The sequence below is a fragment of the Nocardiopsis valliformis DSM 45023 genome (assembly GCF_000340985.1).
GTDB classification, from domain to species: Bacteria; Actinomycetota; Actinomycetes; order Streptosporangiales; family Streptosporangiaceae; genus Nocardiopsis; species Nocardiopsis exhalans.
The window spans coordinates 398,379-420,543 of record NZ_ANAZ01000008.1 but is presented as its reverse complement, the minus strand read 5'-3'; the positions used below and the strand labels follow the sequence as shown (position 1 = coordinate 420,543).

The window sequence follows — 22,165 nt, the reverse complement described above, 5'->3', positions numbered from 1 at the left end:
AACCACTTGACCCCAAGGCGCCGATTTCGCTTCTGGTAGCAAGATCACGGGGATGAAGGGGGTCTGGGGGTAATGGGCGTATGCTGGGTTCGGGTTTTGGGGCATCCCTTATTGTGCGCTTTTCGGGCTGGCTCCACTGCTGGAACTTCCGGAGCCGCTGGAGCTGGCGGGTTCGGGGGTTCGGGCCTAGCCATCGAAGGTGCGGGATTGCCGGAGCAGTGTACGGCAGAACCCCTCGTCCTGGGTCTTGATTCGTTCTGCCGGGTGCCCGAGGATGGTCTCCCGGGCGTCGCTGGACGAGATTTCGGCGCATTTTCCCACCGAATGCAGAACGGGCCCCGGCAACAACCGGGGCCCGTTCTGCATCTGGTTTCACCAAAGTTTTTCGGAGGCCTTCTCAGGAGACCTTTTCGGCCTGCTCGACACTCGTGCTCCCGGGTTCCCGAGGTGGGGTCAGGCGGCCGGTCCGGTGCAGCCACCAGTCAGCGGGCAGGGTGCCCAGGGGAGGGATGGACGCGGCCAGCGCCACCAGGGTCGGCCACACGCCCCAGCGCAGCTGGTAGGCGGCGGCCAAGGCCACCAGTACGTACACGATGAAGGCTCCGCCGTGCAGCGGGCCGAAGATCTGCACGCCTAGCTCACTGCCGTTGCCGAGGTACTTGAAGTACATGCCGACAAGGAGTCCGGCCCAGGTGAAGGCCTCGAAGACGGCCACCACTCGGAAGGTTCGGGCGGTCAGGGTCGTGATGCTCAACGCGGTTCCTCGGGCTCGTCATCGCGGTCGGGGAGGGGTCCCGGGGGTCGTTCCGCGGGCCGCATCCAGGCTAGATGCACTTTCCGGCGTGCTGACTTCGGGTCCCGACTGGCTCGGCGGGGTGCGACTCCCGTCGGTGCCGGATACCGCGTATGCCCGGCCCGGGTGTACGTGAAGGTGACAACCGCCTCACTCCGAACAGGTTTCGAGTCTGTTCTTCGTGGGTGTCGGTGTGGTTTCCGGTGGTGGTGAGACTGGTGCTTCCGTTCTCATGAATCGGTGCTGAACTGGACAAATGCCGTCGCTCTATGTGGTGTTCGACTGGCCGCGAGTGAGGTGTGACCGGCTTCGATTTCAGTCCATGTGACCCAGGTCTCCCTCTGGCTCCGGTTGACATCCCGCCGTAACCCGCCGGAGACTTGCCGCGGACTTCTTAGGTAAGGATTGCCTAATTAAGGCAAGCTTTGCCTTACTTTCCGCAGCTCAGTACGGCTAGGGGGAACCACAGATGAGGGGGGAGAAGCGGTTGAACGGGATCGACGGTGCCGTCGCCGTGGTCACCGGAGCGGCGAGCGGTGTCGGTCGCGCGGTCGTCACCGACCTCGCCGAGCACGGGGCCCTGATCGCCGCCGTCGACATCGACCCCGACGGGCTCGCCGAGACCGTCCGCGCTCTGGAGGACAACGGACACAAAGCCCGCGCCTTCACCGCGGACGTCACCGACACCACCGCGGTCGAGACGCTCTTCGACGAGGTCGAGACGCTCCTCGGGCCGGTCGCCGTCGTCGTCAGCGCCGCCGGTGCCCTCACCACCGGGCCCGTCGCCGACTGCGCCGACCAGGACTGGCACCGGATGATCGCGGTCAACGCCACCGGAGTCTTCGCCGTCGGCCGTGCGGCCGCCCGCCGCATGGGCCCCCGCGGCCACGGCACGCTGGTCACCATCGCCTCCAACGCCGCGGGTGTGCCCAGATCCGGCATGGCCGCCTACGCCGCCTCCAAAGCCGCCGCGGTCGCCCTCACCAAGTCCCTCGGCCTCGAACTGGCACCCCTGGGCGTTCGCTGCAACGTCGTCTCGCCCGGCTCCACCGACACCCCGATGCTCCGCACCATGACCGACGACCCCCAGGCCCTGGTCGCGGGCGACCCCGAGCACTTCAAGGTCGGCATCCCCCTGGGCCGACTCGGTCAGCCCGAGGACGTGGCCGCGGCCGTGCGCTTCCTCGCCTCCGACGCCGCCCGCCACATCACTATGCACGAGCTGTACGTGGACGGTGGCGCCACCCTGCACTGACCCCCCGACCCCGACCCCGCCCCGTCCAGCCCGGTTCCCGGTTCCGCCTGGGCCCCGTTCCACCCCTGCCCCCTCCGGCCGGTTCCCTCCGCCCTGCTTCCTCGACCCGGCCGCGTCCCGCACCCGCTCCGCGACCCCACACCCAGCCTCCACCACCGCAGCCGCCCCCTGCCCGGCGGCCCCACTCCGGCCGCCCTCCCACGTGCCTGACACAGAAAGGCCACACCCATGCCCGAACAGCGCACCGCCGCCCCCGCGGCCACGGCGGGCGAACTCCTGGCGGAGTACCGGCCAGGGGACTCGTTCTTCTCCACCGCCACGCGAGCCCTCCACGGGACGGGGGCCCTGACCACCCTGGACCGGTTCGACGCCATCCCCGCAGCCCTCGCCGAGGCGGGCGACGGAGCGCTCGCCATGGGTGCCGTCCCCTTCGACACCGCCCGACCCGCCCACTTGGTCGTCCCCGAGACCGTGCGCTGGTCACCCTCTCCGGCCAGGGCCGCCAGGAGCGAGCACAAGTGGAGCCCGCTCGGCGGACAGTGGACGCTCACCCCCGTCCCCGCACCCGACGCGCACGTCGCCGCCGTCGAACGCGCGGTCAAGCTCATGGCCGAGGACACCGAGCTGCGCAAGGTCGTCCTCGCCCGCTGCCTCAAGGTGCAGAGCGACCAGGACGTGGACGTGGCCACCGTCCTGGCCAACCTGCTCTGGCGTGACCCCACCGCCTTCGTCTTCGCCGCCGACCTGCCCCAGCGCGGCTCCGGCACCCGCTCGCTGCTCGGCGCCAGCCCCGAACTCCTCATCGCCAAGCGCGGCCGCCACGTGCTCTCCAACCCCCTGGCCGGGTCCGCGCCGCGCAGCGCCGACCCCACCAAGGACCAGCGCCGCGCCGTCGGCCTGCTCACCTCCGCCAAGGACCGCCACGAACACTCCGTGGTGGTGGAGGCGGTCGCCGAGGCGCTGCGCCCGCACTGCCGCAGCCTCTCCGTGCCCGCCGAGCCCGAGCTGATCAAGACCGCCACCATGTGGCATCTGTCCACCCGGGTGACCGGCGAACTCACCGACCCCGACGTGCCGGTCCACCGGCTCGCCGCTGACCTGCACCCCACCCCCGCCGTGTGCGGCACCCCCACCGGGCGCGCCTTCGACACCATCGGCGGCCTCGAACCCTTCGACCGCGGCTTCTACACGGGGGCCGTCGGCTATACCGACGCCGCCGGGGACGGTGAGTGGGTGGTCACCATCCGCTGCGCCGACGTCGCCGGACGCACCCTGGAGCTGTACGCGGGCGGCGGGGTCATGCCCGAGTCCGACCCCGACTCCGAACTCGCCGAGACCTCGGCCAAGCTGCGCACCCTCCTGCTCGCCCTCGGCGTGGACGGGGCGGTCTGACCATGACCTCCAACCTCCGCAGCGGCGCGAATGCCGACCCGAACTCCGCCCCGGGCACCGGTCCCGGCACGAACCCCCGGACGATCTCCGAGGGCGACTGGGCCCCCTGGCCCAAGGACTTCGCGGACGCCTACCGCGAGGCCGGTTACTGGACCGGCGAGACCTTCCCCGATTTCCTGCGCGAGCGCGCCGCCCGCTTCGCCGGGAACACCGCCGTCGTGGACGGCGCCACCCGCTGGACCTACGCCGAACTCGACCGGCGGGCCGACTCCCTGGCCACCGGCCTGGCCCGGCTGGGGGTGGCCGAGGGCGACCGGGTCGTGGTGCACCTGCCCAACACCGTGGCGCTGTTCGAGGTGGTCTTCGCGTTGTTCCGGCTGGGCGCCCTGCCGGTCTACTCGCTGCCCGCCCACCGTCGCAGCGAGCTCCTGCACCTGGCCGCCACCGCCGAGGCGGTCGCCCTGGTCACCTCCGACGTCCACGCCGGGTTCGACTGCCGCCCGATGGCCGCCGAGGTGCGCGCCCAGGTCTCCGGCCTCCAACACGTGGTCGTGGCCGGAGACCCCGGAGAGCCCTCCGATGGCCTGACCGCCCTGGCTGAGCTGCGCGCCGAACCGGACCCGGCCGTCCTCGCCGCCCCCGACTCCGGTGCCGTGGCGTTCTTCCAGCTCTCCGGCGGCACCACCGGCCTGCCCAAACTCATCCCCAGGACCCACGACGACTACCTGTACTCGGTGCGGGCCAGCGCCGACATCTGCGGACTGGACACCGACACCGTCTACCTGGGCGTCCTGCCGGTCACCCACAACTTCCCGATGAGTTCGCCCGGGTTCCTCGGCGTGCTGCACGCGGGCGGCACGGTCGTCCTGGCCCCGGACCCCAGCCCGGCCACCGCCCTGGCGCTGGTCGAGAGCGAGCGCGTCACCGTCACCGCCGTGGTCCCGCCGGTGGCCATGCTCTGGCTGGACGCCGTCGAGCACGGTTCGCAAGGCCGGCGTGACCTGTCGTCCCTGCGCATGCTCCAGGTCGGCGGCGCGACCTTCCCCGAGGAGGCGGCCCGCCGGGTCACCCCGGTCCTGGGCTGCACCCTCCAGCAGGTCTTCGGCATGGCCGAGGGGTTGGTCAACTACACCCGCGACGGCGACCCCGACGAGGTGGTCACCGCCACCCAGGGCCGCCCGATCAGTGACCACGACGAGATCCTCATCGTCGACGACCAGGACCGCCCGGTCCCCGAAGGCGAACCCGGCCACCTGCTGACCCGCGGGCCCTACACGATCCGCGGCTACTACAGGGCACCCGAACACAACGCCACCGCCTTCACCGCCGACGGCTTCTACCGCACCGGCGACATCGTGCGCCGCCACCCCGGCGGCAACCTCGTGGTCTCCGGTCGGGCCAAGGACCAGATCAACCGCGGCGGGGAGAAGATCGGCGCCGAAGAGGTCGAGAACCATATCCTCGCCCACCCGGCCGTACACGACGCCTCCGTCGTCGCCGTCCCGGACGCCTACCTGGGTGAGCGCACCCACGCCTACGTCATCGCACGCGGCCAGGCGCCCACCCGCGGCGAACTCCTCGCTTTCCTGCGCGAGCGCGGACTCGCCGCCTACAAGATCCCCGACCGTGTCAGCTTCGTGGACTCCTTCCCGGCCACCGCCGTCGGCAAGACCTCCAAGCGCGACCTGCGCGGCTCCACCGACCCATCCGGAGACCAGTGATGGCACTGCCCACCATCGACCCCTACCTGCTGCCCACCGCCGAGGAGCTGCCCGAGAACCGGGCGCACTGGACCGCGGACGCCGGCCGGGCGGTGCTGCTCGTGCACGACATGCAGCGCTACTTCCTGAGCCCCTACACCGAGGGCACTCAGCCGGTGGCGGACGTGATCGCCAACATCGCCGCCCTGCGCGCCGCCTGCCACGCCGCCGGGGTCCCGGTCGTGTACACGGCCAAGCCGGGCGACATGACCCCGCAGCAGCGCGGCCTGGAACGCGACTTCTGGGGCGGCGGCATGAAGGCGGTCTCCGAGCACACCGACATCACCGACGCCCTCGCCCCCGAGGACGAGGACGTGCTGCTCACCAAATGGCGCTACAGCGCCTTCGCCCAGACCGACCTGGCCGAACGCATGGCCGCCCAGGGCCGCGACCAGATCATCGTCACCGGTGTGTACGCGCACGTCGGCTGCCAGCTCACCGCCGCCGACGCGTTCATGCGCGACATCCAGCCGTTCTTGGTCGCCGACGCCGTCGCGGACTTCAGCGCCGAGCACCACCGCTCCGCCCTGGTCTACGCCGCTGGACGCTGCGCCTCCGTGATCACCGCCGACCAGGCCCTGACCGCCCTACGGGAGCTCCCCGCCCGCACCGGGGTCTGACGTGACCGTGAACGACCACCAGCGAGAAGGAACAACTGTGGCCTCCACTGACCACCCGCCCGTCGTCCATGACCTGGTCGGGGTGGGTTTCGGCCCCTCCAACCTGGGGCTGGCCATCGCTTTGGCCGAACGCCGCGACCAGGGCCAGCACCCGCCGCTGTCCGCCGTCTTCCTGGAGAAGCAGGAAACCTTCGGCTGGCACCGGGGCATGCTGATCGACGACGCCACCATGCAGGTGTCCTTCCTCAAGGACCTGGTCACCACCCGTAACCCGGCCAGCGACTTCAGCTTCCTGTCGTTCCTGCACCACGTGGGGCGGCTGCACGACTTCATCAACCACAAGACCCTGTTCCCGCTGCGCCAGGAGTTCCACGACTACCTGTCCTGGTGCGCCGAACGCGTCGCCGACCAGGTGCGCTACGGCCACGAGGTCGTCGAGGTCCGGCCCGTGTACTCGGGGGAGCGTGTCACCCACCTGGACGTGGTCGCCGAGAACGGCGCGGGGGAGCAGGCCGTGCTGCGCGCCCGCAACGTGGTCTTCGGCCCGGGCCTGCGCCCGCGCATGCCCGAAGGCGTGGAGCAGTCCGCCCGGGTGTGGCACAACGAGTACCTGCTCACCCGCCTGGGCGAGCTCGCGCCCAAGGCCGACCCGCGCTCCTTCGTGGTCGTGGGCGCCGGGCAGAGCGCGGCCGAGGTCGCAGACCACCTGCACCAGCGCTTCCCGCGCGCCCAGGTCCACGCGGTGCTCTCCCGGTACGGCTACAGCCCTTCCGACGACAGCCCCTTCGCCAACCGCATCTTCGACCCCGAGGCCGTGGACGCCTTCCACACGGCACCGCAGGAGGTCAAGGACCAGCTCACCGGCTACCACCGCAACACCAACTACTCGGTGGTGGACCCGGATCTGATCGGTGAGCTCTACCGGCGCCACTACGCCGAGAAGGTCCACGGTGACCAGCGCCTGCACCTGCACAACACCTCGCGGGTGGCCGGGCTCAGCGAGAGCGCCGAGGGTGTGGCGGTGGTCGTGGAGGACCTGGTCACCGGTAAGCAGACCCCGGTCCCCGCCAACTACGTGGTGTTCGCGACCGGCTATCACCCGGCCGACGCCCGTCCGCTGCTGGGCGACCTGGCCGACCGGGTGGTCACCACCCCCGAGGGGCGCCCGGTCGTGGAACGCGACTACCGGGTGGTCACCGACGACACCCTGACCTGCGGTTTGTACCTGCAGGGCGGTACCGAGCACAGCCACGGGGTGTCGGCCTCCCTGCTGTCCAACATCGCGACCCGCGTCGCGGAGATCATCGACTCCGTCGCCACCCGCGCCGGAGCCCCCGCCGAAGAGAGGGCCTGACCCGTGACCCAGGAGACCGACAGCACGACCGGCACCGCCGGCACGACCGGTACGACCGGTACGGAGTTCACGGTGGAGCGCGTGCTCGCCGAGGCCGCGCACATCCTCGCCGAACCGACCGAGGACATCGATTCCGCCGAGAACCTCTTCGACCGGGGCATGGACTCGGTCCGGATGATGAGCCTCATGGAGCGGTGGCGGGCTGCCGGGGCCGAGGTCGAGTTCGCCGACCTCGCCGAAGAGCCCACTATCCAGGCCTGGGTCACCCTCCTCAACCGCTGATCCGCCCTCCCCTGCGTCCTCCCCACCTCCGCCCCGCTTCGACCCGCGTACTTCTCCGAGGAGCCCGATCCCATGGCTGACATCCACGACACCCGTTTGGGCCTGACCGGCGCCCAGGCAGGCGTCTGGTACGCCCAACAGACGGCACCGGACAGCCCGGTGTTCAACGTCGGCCAGTACACCGACATCCCGGCTGACCTGGACACCGACCGCTTCGCGGCGGCGGTGCGCACGGTGGTCGCCGAGAGCGACGCCCTGCGCACCCGCGTGGTGACAGACGGGGACCGGATCGGGCAGTTCGTGGGGGACGGGGTTCCTCGGGAACTGGAGGTCATCGACCTCACCGGCACCGGCGACGGTGAGGTCGACGGGGGAGACGGCGAGGAGGGCGCGGTCGAGCGTGCCCTGGCCTGGATGCGCGCTGACCGCGAACGCCCGGTGGACCCCACCCGCGAACCGCTGTACCGGTACGCGCTGCTGCGGGTGGGGCCACAGCGCTGGTTCTGGTTCCAGCGCTTCCACCACATCGCGGTGGACGCCTACGCCATCACGATGATGGCCCGCCGCGTCGCCGACGTGTACACCCGCCTGGGCCGGGGCGAGGAGATCCCGGCCAGCAAGTTCGGCGCCCTCACCGACCTGGTCGCCGACCAGGAGGCCTACGCCGCCTCCGACCGTTGCGCCCAGGACCGTGCCTACTGGAACGAGCTGCTCGCCGACCGTCCCGAACCCGCGCTGCTCTCCTCGGCCCCACCCGCACCGCACGCCTCCTTCCTACGGGTCCGCACCACGGTGGGCCCCGAGGCCGCCGAAGGCCTGGACGCCCTGGCCACAGCCACCGGGGCCAAGACCACCGGCGCGACCTGGGCCGACGCCCTGGTCGGTGCCTTCGCCGCCTACACCCACCGCCTCACCGGAGCCGACGATCTCCTCCTCGGATCTCCGTCCATGGGCCGGGTCGGCTCCGTTGGCCTGCGCACCCCCGCGATGGTCGTCAACGTGCTGCCGCTGCGCCTGCGCATCACCTCGGCCCAGACCGTGTCCGAGGTGATCGCGCACACCGCCGCTGCCCAGCGCGACCTGCGCACCCACCAGCGCTACCGTTCCGAACAGCTGCGCCGCGACCTCTCCGCCGTCGGTGACCGGTTCGGGCTCTACGGACCCGAGATCAACGTCAAGCTCTTCGACTACACCTTCACCTTCGACGGGGTCCCCTCCACCACCACCAACCTCTCCGAGGGTCCGGTCGACGACATCGCCGTGTCCGTCTACCGGCCCGCCACCGGCGGCCTGCTCCTGGAAGCCAACGCCAACGACGCCCGCTACGACCGGCGTGGCGCCCGCGCCCGCCTGGACGGCTTCGCGCACTTCCTCACCGGCTTCGCCGGCGCCGGCGCATCGACCACGGTGGCCGCCCTGGACACCACCGACTCGACCGGCGCCCCGCTGGTCACCCCCGCGGTGGCCCAGGACCCGCTCACCGTCCCCGAACTCCTTTCCCGGGCTGCCACCGCGGAGCCCGACGCCACCGCGCTCGTGCACGGTGACACCCACCTGACCAGGGCCGAGTTCGCCGACCGGGTCGACCGCCTCGCCCACCTGCTGCGCGATGCCACCGTCGGCCCCGGCGACGTGGTCGCCCTCGCCCTGCCCCGCTCCGTCGAACTGGTCGTCGCCCTCTTCGCGGTCCTGCGCGCGGGCGCCGCCTACGTCCCCCTGGACTCCGAACACCCCGCCGACCGGATCGGGCACGTCCTTGCTGACGCCCGACCCACCCTCGTCCTGGCCGACTCCACCACCTCGCACCGCCTCCCCGAGACCGCCGAGGCCCGCCTGCTGGAACTCGACACCGACGAGGTCCGCGCCGCCCTGGCCCAGCAGAGCGGCGGCGCGCTCCCCGCCCCCGACCCCCGCTCGGCCGCCTACCTCATCTACACCTCCGGCTCCACCGGAAAGCCCAAGGGTGTGGTGATCGAACACCGCTCTCTGGCCGCCCTGGCCGCCACCCAGCGCGCCCACCTTGGCCAGTACCTGCCTGAGCGGGCGAGGATCGGTCACACCGGCTCGTTCACCTTCGACGCCTCCTGGGACACCCTCCTGGGCCTGGTCCACGGCCACGAACTCCACCTGCTCGACTCCGACCTGCTCTTCGACCACGCCCGCCTGGCCGCGCACGTGGCCGAGCAGCGCCTCGACCACCTGGACTTCACTCCCACCTACCTCCAGGGGCTGCTCGACTCCGGCGAGCTCCACCACCCGCCCGCCTTGATCACCTTCGGCGGCGAGGCCTGCCCCCAGCGCCTGTGGGACCGGCTGCGCGCCCTGCCCGGCACCCGCGCCCTCAACTTCTACGGGCCCACCGAGAACACCGTGGACGCCCTGGTCTGCGATGTGCGCGACAGCGATGAGAGTGCCATCGGCCGCCCCGTCGCGGGTGTGCGCGCCCACATCCTGGACGCCGCCCTGCGCCCGGTCCCGGCCGGCGTGCCCGGCGACCTGTACCTGTCCGGCGACCAGCTCGCCCGCGGGTACGCGGGCCGCCCCGACCTGACCGCCGAACGCTTCGTGGCCGACCCCTACGGCCCGCCCGGCACCCGCATGTACCGCACCGGCGACCGTGCCCTGCTCCGCGAGGACGGCAACGTCGCCTACCTGGGCCGCGCCGACGGCCAGGTCCAGGTCCGCGGCTACCGGGTCGAGCCCGGCGAGGTCGACGCGGTGGCCCGTACCCACCCCCGGGTGGGTCAGTGCGTCACCGTGGTCCGCCGCACCCCGGCCGGAGCCGCCCAACTCGTCGCCTACGTGGTCGCGGGAGCGAAGGAGCCGTCCGACGCGGAAGGCTCCGTGGAGTCGGCCGGGCAAGCCGCGGAACTCACCGAGGAGGAGGTGCGCGATCACCTCTGCGCGCGACTGCCCGACTACATGGTGCCCACCCGCGTGGTGACCCTGGACCGGCTGCCGCTCAACTCCAGCGGCAAGGTCGACACCCGCGCCCTGCCCGAACCCGCCGCCCTGCCTTCCGGCGCCAGTGTGACCGAGCCCGGGACCCCCGCCGAGCACGCCCTCCTCGGCATCCTGCGCGAGGTCCTCGGTACCGACCTCGGCCTGCACGACGACTTCTTCCGCCTCGGCGGCGACAGCATCCTCGCCATCCAGGCGGTCAACCGCGCCCGTTCCGCCGGACTGGCCCTGGCCGTGCGCGATGTGTTCGAGGCGCCCACCGCCGCCGGACTCGCCAGCCGCGCGGGCACCGCCGTCAATGCCCCGCGTGTGCCCGACAACCCGGTCGGCGAGGTCGAGCCCACCGCCGTCACCGCCGAACTCCTCGCCGAGGGCGGACCCCGCCCCCGCTTCACCCAGTCCCAGGTGCTGTGGACCCCGGCCGGGATCACCCGGGACGTCCTCACCGCCGCCCTGCGCGCCGTCGTCGCCCACCACGGAGCCCTGCGCCTGCGCCTGCGCGAGGGCCGGATGGACGTTCTGCCCGCCAGGGAACTGCGCGGCTTCGACCCTCTCACCCGGGTGGACGCCGCCGGGCTGACCGAAGACGCCCTGACCGACCTGGTCCAGCGGGAGGCGGCCCGCGTCCACACCCGCATCGACCTCACCGAGGGCCGCCCGCTCACCGCCGTGTGGTTCGACAGCGGCCCCGACCGCATGGGACAACTCCTGATCCAGGTCCACCACCTGGCCGTGGACGGCGTGTCCTGGCGAGTCATCGGCCCCGACCTCGCCGACGCCGTCGCCGCCCTGAGCGCGGGCCGCGCCGTCCAGCTGCCCGGCGCGGGCACATCCTTGCGCCGCTGGACCTCCCTGCTCCAGCAGGAGGCCCGCCACCCCGGCCGCCTCGCCGAACTCGACCACTGGACCGAGCAGACCGACCCCGCCCGCCACCACCGCCTGGGCGCCCGCGACCTGGACCCCGACCACGACGTGGTCGCCACCCGCCACAGCCTCGAACTCGAACTCGACCCCGAGCTCACCCACCAGATCCTCACCGGCATCGGCGCCACCTACCGCGTCGGAGCCGAGGAAGTCCTCCTGGCCGCCCTCACCCTCGCCACCGACCAGCGCCTCCTGGTCGAACTCGAAGGCCACGGCCGCCGCGACCTCCTCGTTACCACCAGCCCCGTCACCGGGCAGGCCCCCGCGGTTGTCCACAGCCCGAACCCCCCCGCCTTGCCGGATCCCTCCCGCCCAGGAGACCCTGAACTCGGGGGAAGCTCCGCTTCCGCCCATCCCGCCATGCCCTCGAACGCCCCCGCCAGCGCCCCCGCCCCCGCCCCCGCCCCCGCGGACCTGGCCCGCACGGTCGGCTGGCTGACCACCTCCCACCCGGTTGCGCTCACCCCCGGCGCCGACCCCGTCCGCACCCTCAAGCGGGTCAAGGAGACCCTGCGCGCCACCCCCGGGCACGGCCTCGGCTACGGCCTCCTGCGCCACCTCAACCCCGAGACCGTGCCCCGGCTCACCGGCCGCGCCCGCCCCGACGTCCTCTTCAACTACCTCGGCCGCTTCGGCGCCCCCGCCGCCCAACCCTGGGAGTCGGCCCCCGTCACCACCCGGGTCATGCTCGGCGAGGACCCCGAACAACCCCTCACCCACGGCCTGGAGATCGGCGCCATCGCCCACGAGGGCCCCGGCGGCCCCCGCCTGCACCTGACCCTGCGCTGGGCGCCCGGCGTCCACGACCACCACGGCGTCCGCACTCTGGCCGATGACCTCACCGCCGCCCTGCGCGCCCTGGCCGCAGCCGCCGCCGACCCCGGCCCGCACACCCTCACCCCCTCCGACCTGCCCCTCCTCGAACTCGAACCCTCCCGGATCGAGCAGGTCGAGCGCGCCTGGGCGGAGACTTCCGGTGACCCCGCGGCCCGCGTGGCCGAACTCTGGCCCGCCACCCCGCTCCAGTCGGGCCTGGTCTTCCACAGCCTCTACAGTTCCGGCCACGACGCCTACACCGCCCAGTCAGCCGTGCGGGTCGACGGCACCCTCGACCCCGAGCGCCTGCGCCGTGCCGCCGCGCTCCTGCTGGAGCACCACCCCAGCCTGCGCGCGGGTTTCCACACCGAGGGCGAGGACCTGATCCAGTTCGTCCCGGCCGCCCTCGAACCCCGCTGGCGCAGCGTCGACCTGTCCGAGCACCCCGACCCGCACGCCGCTCTCGAACAGCTGCGCGCCGAGGAGCTCGCCACCCCCTTCGACCTCGCCCACCCGCCGCTGCTGCGCTTCACCCTGGTGCGGCTGAACCCCGCCCGGCACGTTCTGGTCACCACCGACCACCACACCCTCCTGGACGGCTGGTCCACACCCCTGTTCCTGCGCGAGCTCTTCGACCGCTACGCGCGGCCGGACACCCCCGCGCCCAGCACGCACTTTCGCGACTACCTCGCCTGGCTGGCCGACCGCGACACCGGCGCCGCCGACCACGCCTGGTCCACCGAACTCGCCGACCTGAGCGGTCCCACCCTGCTCGCCCCCGAAGCACCCGCTCACGGCGGCCGCGAACAGCAGATCATCACCGCCGCCCTCACCCCGGAGGAGACCGACCGGGCGGCGGCCACCGCCCGGGCCCTCGGCGTCACCGCCAACACCCTCGTCCAGGTGGCCTGGGCCCTGGTCCTGGGCACGGCCACCGGACGCACCGACGTCGTCTTCGGCGCCACCGTCTCCGGCCGCCCCGCCGACCTGCCCGGCGTGGAGTCCACCCTGGGCCTGTTCATCAACACCGTGCCGGTTCGCGTGCGCACCGCCCCCGGCACCCCGCTCGCCGAACTGCTCACCGACCTCCAGCGCCGCCAGGCCGCCCTCTCCGAGCACCACCACACCGGCCTGACCCGCACCCAGGAACTGTCCGGGTACGCACCGCTCTTCGACACCCTCCTGGTGTTCGAGAACTTCCCGGCACGCGACGCCCTGGCCGACCACGACCACGCCGGGGTCCGCCTCACCGACGTCCAGGTCGAGGACGCCACCCACTATCCGGTCTCCCTGAACGTCTTCCCCGGCCAGAGCCTGGGCCTGCGCCTGTGCCACCGCCCCGACGCCGTCGGAGCCGACCAGGCCGAGGCGCTCCTCGACCGCCTGCGCGCGGTCATCAACCAGATCGCCGACCAACCCGAGCGCTCGGTCGCCGAGATCGCCACCACCACCCCGACCGAACGCGACCAACTGATCGAGGGCTTCAACCGCACCGCGACCGCCATCACCGCGGCCCGCCCCTGCGATGCCCTCGCCGACTGGGCCGCCTGGGCCCCCGACACCACGGCCGTGGTCGACACCGAGGGCGAGCACACCTACGCCGAACTCGACGTGTGGGTGGAGGAGATCGCGGCTCTCCTGCGCGCGAACCGGGTGCACCCCGGCCAGGTCGTGGGCGTGGCGGTGCCGCGTTCGGTGGACATGCTGGCGTCGCTGCTGGCGGTCCAGCGGGTGGGTGGCGTGTCCCTGCCGCTGGACCCGGAGTTCCCGGCCGACCGGTTGGCGTACATGCTCGCCGATTCCGGTGCGGTCCTTGTTCTCACCGGCGGGGGAGTGGAGGCCCCCGCCGGTGTCACCACCCCTGTGCTGGACCTGTCTGCCCTGGGCCCCGAGGGCCCCGAGCGCTCTGAGGGCGCCGCGGCGGCCCCGGCCACCGAGCAGGGTTCAGGCAGCGCGGCCACGGCGGTGAAACCGGTCGGCGCTGACTCGGTGGCCTACATCCTGTACACCTCGGGGTCGACCGGGAAGCCCAAGGGTGTGGTGATCAGCCACCGCAACCTGGCCAACTTCCTCACCGACATGGGTCAGCGCTTCCCGCTTTCGCAGGGTGAGCGCTGGCTGGCGGTGACCACGGTCAGCTTCGACATCTCCGCTCTGGAGCTGTACCTGCCGCTGCTCTCCGGGGCCACGGTGGTCCTCGCGGACAAGGACACCGTCCGCGACCCCCGCCTGCTCGGCGAACTGGCCGCCGCTTCCGGTGCCACGATCATGCAGGCCACCCCGTCGCTGTGGCGCTCCCTCACCGAACACGATCCGGCCGCCCTCGCTCCGCTCCGCGTCCTGGTGGGCGGGGAAGCCGTGCAACCGCCCCTGGCCGCCCTGCTCGCCGAACACTCCCGGGGCGCACACAACGTCTACGGGCCCACCGAGACCACCATCTGGTCCACCACCATCCCCCTGGACACCACCGGTCCCGTCACCATCGGCCGCCCCGTGGCCAACACCCGGGTGTACGTACTGGACACCGCCCTGCGGCCCGCCCCCGTGGGTGTGCCCGGCGACCTGTACATCGCCGGTGAGGGGGTCGGGCTCGGCTACCACCAGCGGTTCGACCTCACCGCGGAACGTTTCGTCGCCGACCCCTTCGGCCCGCCGGGATCTCGGATGTACCGCACCGGCGACCTGGCCCGCTGGCGTACAGACGCCACCCTGGACTTCCTGGGCCGGGCCGACTTCCAGGTCAAGGTGCGGGGTTTCCGGATCGAGCTCGGCGAGATCGAGACCGCCCTGCTGTCCGCCCCGGGCACAGCCCAGGCTGTGGTCACCGCCCGTGAGGACGAGTCCGGCAACGCCTGGCTCGCCGCGCACGTGGTCCCCATCGCCCCGGACCTGACGGCTACCGACCTTCGGGCCCATGCGGCGGCCCAGCTGCCCGAGTACATGCTCCCCTCGGCTTTCGTCCTCATGGACGCCCTCCCGCTCACCGCCAACGGCAAGGTCGACCGCAAGGCCCTCCCCGACCCCGGTGCCCCCGTCCAGCAGGGCAGGGCGCCCGCCACCGCCCGGGAGGAGATTCTCTGCGTAATCCTCGCCGACGTCCTGGGCAGGCAGGAGATCGGACCGGACGAGGACTTCTTCGCCCTGGGCGGGCACTCCCTGCTCGCCACCCGTGTGGTGGCCCGGGTCCGTACCCTTCTCGGCGCGGACGTGGGCGTGCGCGACCTGTTCGAAGCCCCCACCGCGGCCGCCCTCGCCCGACGCACCGAGCACACCACCTCTACCCGGCCCAGCATCACCCCGCGCGCCACGGATCGGCCACGCCGGCTGTCCCACGCCCAGCACCGACTGTGGCTCGTCGACCGGCTCCACGAGTCCGGCGGCGCCTACAACGTGCCCCTCGCGGTGCGTGTCGCCGATTCTCTGGACCCTGACACCCTGAGCGCCGCCGTCGCCGACCTGGTCGGACGCCACGAAGTACTGCGCACCGTCATCCGCGTCGACCCCGACCGGCCCGGCACCCCCGTCCCGCACTTGTTGGACGCCGACCCCGGCGACCCCTCGGCTCTGGTCGACGTGGCGGCGGAGCACATCAGCGAGCCTGTGGACACCGCGCTCGCCCGCATCACCGCCCAGCCCTTCGACCTCGCCGAACGCCCGCCCCTGCGGGTCCGCCTGCTCACCGGTCCCGGTCCCGGTCCCGGTCCCGGCCCCGGTTCCGGTTGTGTCCTGCTGATCGTCCTGCACCACATCGTCGCCGACGAGTGGTCCTTCGGGCCTCTCCTAAGCGACCTGGACACCGCCTACCGGGCCCGTGCCGCGGGCCACGCCCCCGGCTGGGCGCCGCTGCCGCTCCAGTACGCCGACTACGCCGCCTCCCGCGCGGACTGGCTCGGCACCGCAGAGGACCCCCAAAGCCCGCTCAGCCAGCGGCTCGACCACTGGCGCCGCAGCCTGGATGGGATCCCCGACGAACTCGCCCTGCCCACCGACCGCCCCCGCCCCGCCGTCCCCTCGCACACCGGCGGCCTTGCCCAGACCCCCGTCGACCCCGAACTCCACGCGGCCCTGCGCGACCTGGCCGCCGACCACGGCGTCACCGTCTTCATGGTGGTCCAGGCTGCCGTCGCCACCCTCCTGCACCGCCTCGGCGCGGGCGAGGACATCCCCCTGGGCAGCCCGGTCGCCGACCGCGCCGACGAGGGCCTCCAGGACGCGGTCGGGTTCTTCCTCAACACCCTGGTCCTGCGCCTGGACCTGTCCGGACGGCCGACCTTCGCCGAGCTCCTCGCCCGGGTGCGCGAGGTCGACCTGGCGGGCTTCGCCAACGCCGACGCGCCCTTCGACACCGTGGTCGAGGCGCTGCGTCCGGAGCGCTCGGTCAGCCGCCACCCGCTGTTCCAGACGATGGTGTCCTACCAGCGCAGGCCGCAAGGCGCCGACCAGCTCTTCGGCTCGACCACCCACCTGCTCGAGACCCCGCTGGACACCGCCAAGTTCGACCTGGAGTTCGCCTACATCGAGGACCCGCAGCAGGGAACCCGGCTGGCGCTCAACCACTCCGCGGACCTGTTCGACGCCTCAACGGCCCAGATGATCGCCGACCGCCTCGTGCGGCTGCTGAGCCGGGTCGCAGCCGCACCCGAGCAGGCCGTCGGCGCGATCGACGTGCTCGGCGACAGCGAACGCGACCAGCTGATCGAGGGCTTCAACCGCACCGAAACCGCCATTACCGCGGCCCGTCCCTGCGACGCCCTCGCCGACTGGGCCGGGCGCACCCCCGAGGCGATCGCGGTCGAGGACGGCTCGGGAACCCACACCTACGCCGCCCTTCTCGAGCGGGTGGTGGAGATCGCGGTCCTCCTCCGGTGCCGGGGCGTCGAACCCGGCCAGACGGTCGCAGTGGCGATGCCGCGTTCGGTGGACATGCTGGCGTCGCTGCTGGCGGTCCAGCGGGTGGGTGGCGTGTACCTGCCGCTGGACCCGGAGTTCCCGGCCGACCGGTTGGCGTACATGCTCGCCGATTCCGGTGCGGTCCTTGTTCTCACCGGCGGGGGAGTGGAGGCCCCCGCCGGTGTCACCACCCCGGCCCTGGACCTGAACGGAGCACGCCCCGAGGCCCTGCCCGAGGTAGGGTCCGCTGCCCCAGGGCTGGACGGTGTCCCCGCGCACGCTGACTCGGTGGCGTACATCCTGTACACCTCGGGGTCGACCGGGAAGCCCAAGGGTGTGGTGATCAGCAACCGCAACCTGGCCAACTTCCTCACCGACATGGGTCAGCGCTTCCCGTTTTCGCAGGGTGAGCGCTGGCTGGCGGTGACCACGGTCAGCTTCGACATCTCCGCCCTGGAGCTGTACCTTCCGCTGCTGTCCGGCGCGACGGTGGTCCTCGCCGACAAGGACACCGTCCGCGACGGGGTGGCCCTCGCCGACCTGCTGGAAGGCGGCCGGATCGGGATCATGCAGGCCACCCCCACCCTGTGGCGGATGCTCCTGGAGACCAAGCCCGAGGTCCTGCGCGGTCTTCGCGTGCTGGTCGGCGGCGAGGCCCTGCCGCAGGCGCTGGCCGACGACCTTGCCGTGCACGCTCCGCAGGTCACCAACGTCTACGGGCCCACCGAAACCACCATCTGGTCCACCACATCCCCGGTGCGCACGGAGGAGCCGGTCTCCATCGGCCGTCCCATGGCCAACACCCGGGTGTACGTGCTCGACGCCGACCTGCAGCCGGTCCCGGCCGGGGTCCCCGGCGACCTGTACATCGCCGGTGAGGGGGTCGGGCTCGGCTACCACCACCGGTTCGACCTCACAGCGGAACGTTTCGTCGCCGACCCGTACGCGACCCCGGACCGGCCGGGATCTCGGATGTACCGCACCGGCGACCTGGCCCGCTGGCGTACAGCCGGCACCCTGGACTTCCTGGGCCGGGCCGACTTCCAGGTCAAGGTGCGCGGTTTCCGGATCGAACTCGGCGAGATCGAGACGGCACTCGCCCGCCTCGACGGCGTCGCCCAAGCCGTGGTCACCGCCCAGGAGGGAGCGGACGGCCACCACCGCCTCGTCGCCTATCTCACCGCCACGGAGGCCGTACCCGAACCGGCCGACCTACGGGCCGCGCTCTCCGCACAACTGCCCGGCTACATGATCCCCTCCGCCTTCGTCCCGCTGGACTCCTGGCCGCTCACCGCCAACGGCAAGGTCGACCGCAAGGCGCTGCCCGACCCGGCGGCCACCGCCGGCGACCGCCCCGCCGGACGGGCTCCGGCCACCGAGGCCGAACGCGCCCTGTGCGCGGTGTACGCGGACGTCCTCGGCCTGGAGGAGGTGGGAGCCGACGAGGACTTCTTCGCCCTGGGCGGCGACAGCGTGCTCACCCTGCGCCTGGTCGGCGGAGCCCGCCAAGCCGGGTGGACCGTCACCGGCCGCCAGGTCTTCCGCCACCCCGTGGTCGCCGACCTGGCCGCCGTGGCCGAGCCCGCCTCCCCACCAGAAACCGAACCCGCCGCCCCGGAGGAACCCTTGATCTCCCTGGCCCCCGGCCAGCTCGACCAGCTCGAATCGATGTGGAGGAAGCGGCGATGACCCAGCACACCACCCCCGCACCCGAAACACCCGCTTCCGGTGCCTGCCCGACGCCCGCCCCCGGAGCCATCGCCGACGTCCTGCCGCTCAGCCCGCTCCAGGAAGGGCTGCTGTTCCACCACGCCCTCGCCGGGAGCGAAGGCGATGTGTACGGCATCCAGCTGCGCGCGGAACTCCTCGGCCGGGTCGATCCGGGGCGCCTCCGCCGGGCCGCTGCCGCGCTGCTCGGCCGACACCCCAACCTACGCGCGGGCTTCCTGCACGAGGAGCTCGACCAACCGGTCCAGTTCGTGCCCGCCGACACCGACCTCGACTGGACCCACACCGACCTGGGTACCGGCCCCGCGCACCAGGCGGAACCAGAGCAGGTCGAGGAGCGGGTGGCCGAGCGGGAGTTCGTGAAGGGGTTCGACCTGTCGGCGCCGCCGCTCATCCGCTTCCACGCCCTCACCACCAGCCCCAGCCGTACCGTCCTGGTGGTCACCGCCCACCACGTGCTGCTCGACGGCTGGTCGCTGCCCATCCTCGTCCGGGACCTCCTGCGCCTGTACGAGGTGAACGGCGACGGCGCGGCCCTGCCCGCCGCCCCGCGTTACCGCGACCACCTGGCCTGGCTCAACGGCCGCGACCACGCATCGGCGCGCAAGGCGTGGGCCGCGGCCCTGGAAACCCTCCCCGAACCCACCCTGCTCGCCCCCGCCGCCAGCGGCCCGGAACACGCCCCGGCCTGTGTCGAGTCCGCTCTCGGGGCCGCTGCCAGCAAGCGGCTCCGCGCCCTCGCAGCCGAAACCGGGGTCACCATCAACACCGTCCTCCAGGTCACCTGGGCGCTGACGCTCGCCGCGCGCACCGGCCGGGACGACGTCGTCTTCGGCCAGCCCGTCTCCGGGCGCCCGCCCGAGCTCCCCGGGTCCCAGGACGCCATCGGACTGTTCACCAACACCCTCCCGGTCCGGATCGCCCCCGACCCCGCCGAGCCCCTCGCGGACCTGCTCACCCGGGTACGGATGGACCAGGCGGACCTCCTGGACCACCAGTGGACCGGTCTGGCCGAGGTGCAGCGCGCCGCTGGGCGCGGAACCCTCTTCGACACCCTCCTGGTCGTCGAGAACTACCCGCTCGACGAGGCCGCCGCCCGGGCCGACCACGCCGGTGTCCGCGCCGGGGACATCCGGGTCCGCGACGCCACCCACTACCCGGCCACGCTCACGGTCCTGCCGGACGAGGGCCCGGACCGCAGCACCCTGCTGCGCCTGGACCACCTGCCCGGAGCGGTGTCCGAGCCCGCCGCCCGCCAGCTGCTCGACCTGTTTGAGCACCTGCTCACCCAGGTCTGCGCCGACCCCCGGCGCACCCCGCGCGAGCTCGACCTGCTCACCCCGGATCAGCGCGCGGAACTCTTCCGCCACAACTCCACCGCTCACGCCACCACCCACAGCACCATCACCGCGCAGCTCGCTGCCGCCGAACGGGCCCACCCGGACCGGACCGCCGTCGTCGCCGAGGACCGCGAACTCACCTACCGGCAGCTGCACGGCGACGCCGCCTGCCTCGCCCGCCTGCTCAGCGAACACGGAGTCGGCCCCGACAGCGCCGTCGCAGTGGCCCTACCACGCGGAACGGAACTGGTCACCGCGCTGGTGGCGGCCGTGCGCAGCGGCGGGGTGTACCTGCCGCTCGACCTGGACCACCCGCCCGCGCGGCTGGCCGACATGGCCGAGCGCTCCGGGGCGCTTGTCGTGGTCACCACCTCGGCACAGCGGGAGGCCCTCGCCGACCTGCCCGCCGACATCGTTCGGATCGAACTCGACGACCCGGCCACCCGGGCCCGCCTGACCGAACTCACGCCCCTGCCGTGGGCGCAGCCGCACCCCGAACAGCTCGCCTACACCCTGTTCACCTCCGGCTCCACCGGCCGCCCCAAGGGCGTGGGGATCTCCCACCGCGCCATCGCCAACCGCATCGAGTGGACCCAACACGCCTACCGGCTCACCCCTCAGGACCGGGTCGCACAGAAGACCCCGGTCGGCTTCGACGTCTCGGTGTGGGAGTTTCTCTGGCCGCTGGCGGTCGGCGCGGCCGTCGTCCCGGCCCGCCCCGACGGTCACCGGGACCCCGCCTACCTGGTCGAGTTCCTCACCGCGCAGAACGTGACGGTCTGCCACTTCGTCCCGGCCGTGCTCCGCCTGTTCCTCGATGAACTCCCCCCGGCGGCCGCTCCAGCGGGCCATCCGGCCGGTCTCCGTCTGGTCATCGCCAGCGGGGAGGCGCTCAGCGGCGACCTCGCCCGCGCCTTCACCGCCGCTCTGCCCACCACCGCCCTGGAGAACCTCTACGGTCCCACCGAGGCGGCCATCGACGTCACCTCCCACCCGGCCGCAACCCCGGGGCAACCGGCCGCGGAGGCCGTCCCCGACCCGGGCGGCTCGGTTCCCATCGGACTCCCGGTCCCAAACACCACCCTGCACGTCCTGGACCACGCTCTGCGTCCGGTCCCGCCCGAAGCGGTCGGCGAGCTCTACCTCGGCGGGGTCCAGCTCGCGCGCGGCTACGTCGGCCGCCCCGACCTCACCGCGTCCCGATTCGTCGCCGACCCCACCGGTCAGCCCGGCGAGCGCCTCTACCGCACCGGCGACCTCGTCCGCCGCCGCGCCGACGGCGCCCTCGTCTACCTCGGACGCTCCGACGACCAGGTCAAGATCAACGGGGTACGGGTCGAGCCCGGCGAGGCCGAAGCGGTCCTGCGCGCCCTGGACGGTGTCGCCGACGCCGCCGTCGCCGTCCGCACCGCAGGCGCTACCACCGCCCTGGCCGGATACGTCGTCCCCGCGCCGGGCCGGACCCCGGACCCGGACCACCTGCGCGCCCGACTGGCTTCGGCACTGCCCCAGGCCCTGGTCCCCGCCACCCTCACGGTCCTGGACCGCCTGCCCCTGAGTGTCAACGGCAAGGTCGACCGCAAGGCCCTGCCCGCACCCGTACCCGCCACCGCGTCCGGCCGGGCCCCGGCCACCGAAGCGGAACTCACCCTGTGCTCTGCCGTCGCCGATCTCCTCGGACTGCCCGGCGACCAGGTCCGGGCCGACGCCGACTTCTTCTCCCTGGGCGGGGACAGCGTCACCTCCATCCGACTGGTCGGCCGCGCCCGCGCCGCAGGGCTGGATCTCACCGTGCGCGACGTGTTCACCCACCGCACCCCCGAGCGCCTCGCCGCACACGCCGCGGACCAGACCGAGCCCGCTTTGGCACCGCCGGGCCCCCACCCGCCCGCCGCGGCGCAGACCGGATCCGCCGATCCCGCACCGGCGGAGGGAGAGGAGTTCACGGACCTGCTCGACGCGGGCGAGATGGACCAGCTCCACCAGCTCTGGAACACCCAGGACTGAATCCCGGGGAACCCGCGGAGCGGGTGCACCCCGCCCCGGCCCC

At 72.7% G+C, this 22,165-nt stretch carries 9 protein-coding genes; 8 read left to right on the top strand and 1 reads right to left on the bottom strand.

Features of this window, described 5'->3' with window-relative positions; genetic code table 11:
* Positions 1-397: 397 nt before the first annotated feature.
* Entirely contained in the window at positions 398-754 is a 357-nt protein-coding gene (locus D457_RS0110030; RefSeq protein WP_017580531.1) for a DUF3817 domain-containing protein, read from the bottom strand.
* A 508-nt stretch (positions 755-1,262) separates the two neighbouring features.
* On the opposite strand from D457_RS0110030, the gene D457_RS0110025 reads away from it, so the two are divergent.
* From D457_RS0110025 to D457_RS0109990, 8 genes are all read left to right on the top strand, one after another.
* Positions 1,263-2,048, top strand: a complete 786-nt coding sequence (locus D457_RS0110025; protein ID WP_039831105.1) for a 2,3-dihydro-2,3-dihydroxybenzoate dehydrogenase — start codon at positions 1,263-1,265, stop codon at positions 2,046-2,048.
* A 228-nt stretch (positions 2,049-2,276) separates the two neighbouring features.
* Complete coding sequence (locus D457_RS0110020; RefSeq protein ID WP_017580529.1) at positions 2,277-3,440, top strand: isochorismate synthase; 1,164 nt, start codon at positions 2,277-2,279, stop codon at positions 3,438-3,440.
* 2 nt (positions 3,441-3,442) lie between these two features.
* Positions 3,443-5,161, top strand: coding sequence for a (2,3-dihydroxybenzoyl)adenylate synthase (locus tag D457_RS0110015; RefSeq protein ID WP_017580528.1), 1,719 nt, complete (start codon positions 3,443-3,445; stop codon positions 5,159-5,161).
* Positions 5,161-5,820: an isochorismatase family protein gene (locus tag D457_RS0110010; protein ID WP_017580527.1), complete on the top strand. Its 660-nt coding sequence runs from the start codon at positions 5,161-5,163 to the stop codon at positions 5,818-5,820. The genes D457_RS0110015 and D457_RS0110010 overlap by 1 nt, the downstream gene beginning before the upstream one ends.
* Before the next feature lie 37 nt (positions 5,821-5,857).
* A complete protein-coding gene (locus tag D457_RS0110005; protein ID WP_017580526.1) occupies positions 5,858-7,174 on the top strand; it encodes a lysine N(6)-hydroxylase/L-ornithine N(5)-oxygenase family protein in 1,317 nt (438 codons plus the stop codon).
* Positions 7,175-7,177: 3 nt separating this feature from the next.
* Entirely contained in the window at positions 7,178-7,456 is a 279-nt protein-coding gene (locus D457_RS36980; protein ID WP_017580525.1) for a phosphopantetheine-binding protein, read from the top strand.
* Positions 7,457-7,528: 72 nt separating this feature from the next.
* On the top strand, positions 7,529-18,736 hold the full coding sequence (locus D457_RS0109995) for a non-ribosomal peptide synthetase (RefSeq protein WP_017580524.1): 11,208 nt from the start codon (positions 7,529-7,531) through the stop codon (positions 18,734-18,736).
* Complete coding sequence (locus D457_RS0109990; RefSeq protein ID WP_017580523.1) at positions 18,733-22,122, top strand: non-ribosomal peptide synthetase; 3,390 nt, start codon at positions 18,733-18,735, stop codon at positions 22,120-22,122. The genes D457_RS0109995 and D457_RS0109990 overlap by 4 nt, the downstream gene beginning before the upstream one ends.
* The last annotated feature ends 43 nt before the right edge of the window (positions 22,123-22,165 follow it).

What these genes read in the sequence shown, in the direction of transcription:
- D457_RS0110025 (WP_039831105.1), top strand. Translation starts at nt 1,263, where the DNA reads ATGAGGGGGGAGAAGCGGTTGAACGGGATCGACGGTGCCGTCGCCGTG.
- D457_RS0110020 (WP_017580529.1), top strand. Translation starts at nt 2,277, where the DNA reads ATGCCCGAACAGCGCACCGCCGCCCCCGCGGCCACGGCGGGCGAACTC.
- D457_RS0110015 (WP_017580528.1), top strand. Translation starts at nt 3,443, where the DNA reads ATGACCTCCAACCTCCGCAGCGGCGCGAATGCCGACCCGAACTCCGCC.
- D457_RS0110010 (WP_017580527.1), top strand. Translation starts at nt 5,161, where the DNA reads ATGGCACTGCCCACCATCGACCCCTACCTGCTGCCCACCGCCGAGGAG.
- D457_RS0109995 (WP_017580524.1), top strand. Translation starts at nt 7,529, where the DNA reads ATGGCTGACATCCACGACACCCGTTTGGGCCTGACCGGCGCCCAGGCA.
- D457_RS0109990 (WP_017580523.1), top strand. Translation starts at nt 18,733, where the DNA reads ATGACCCAGCACACCACCCCCGCACCCGAAACACCCGCTTCCGGTGCC.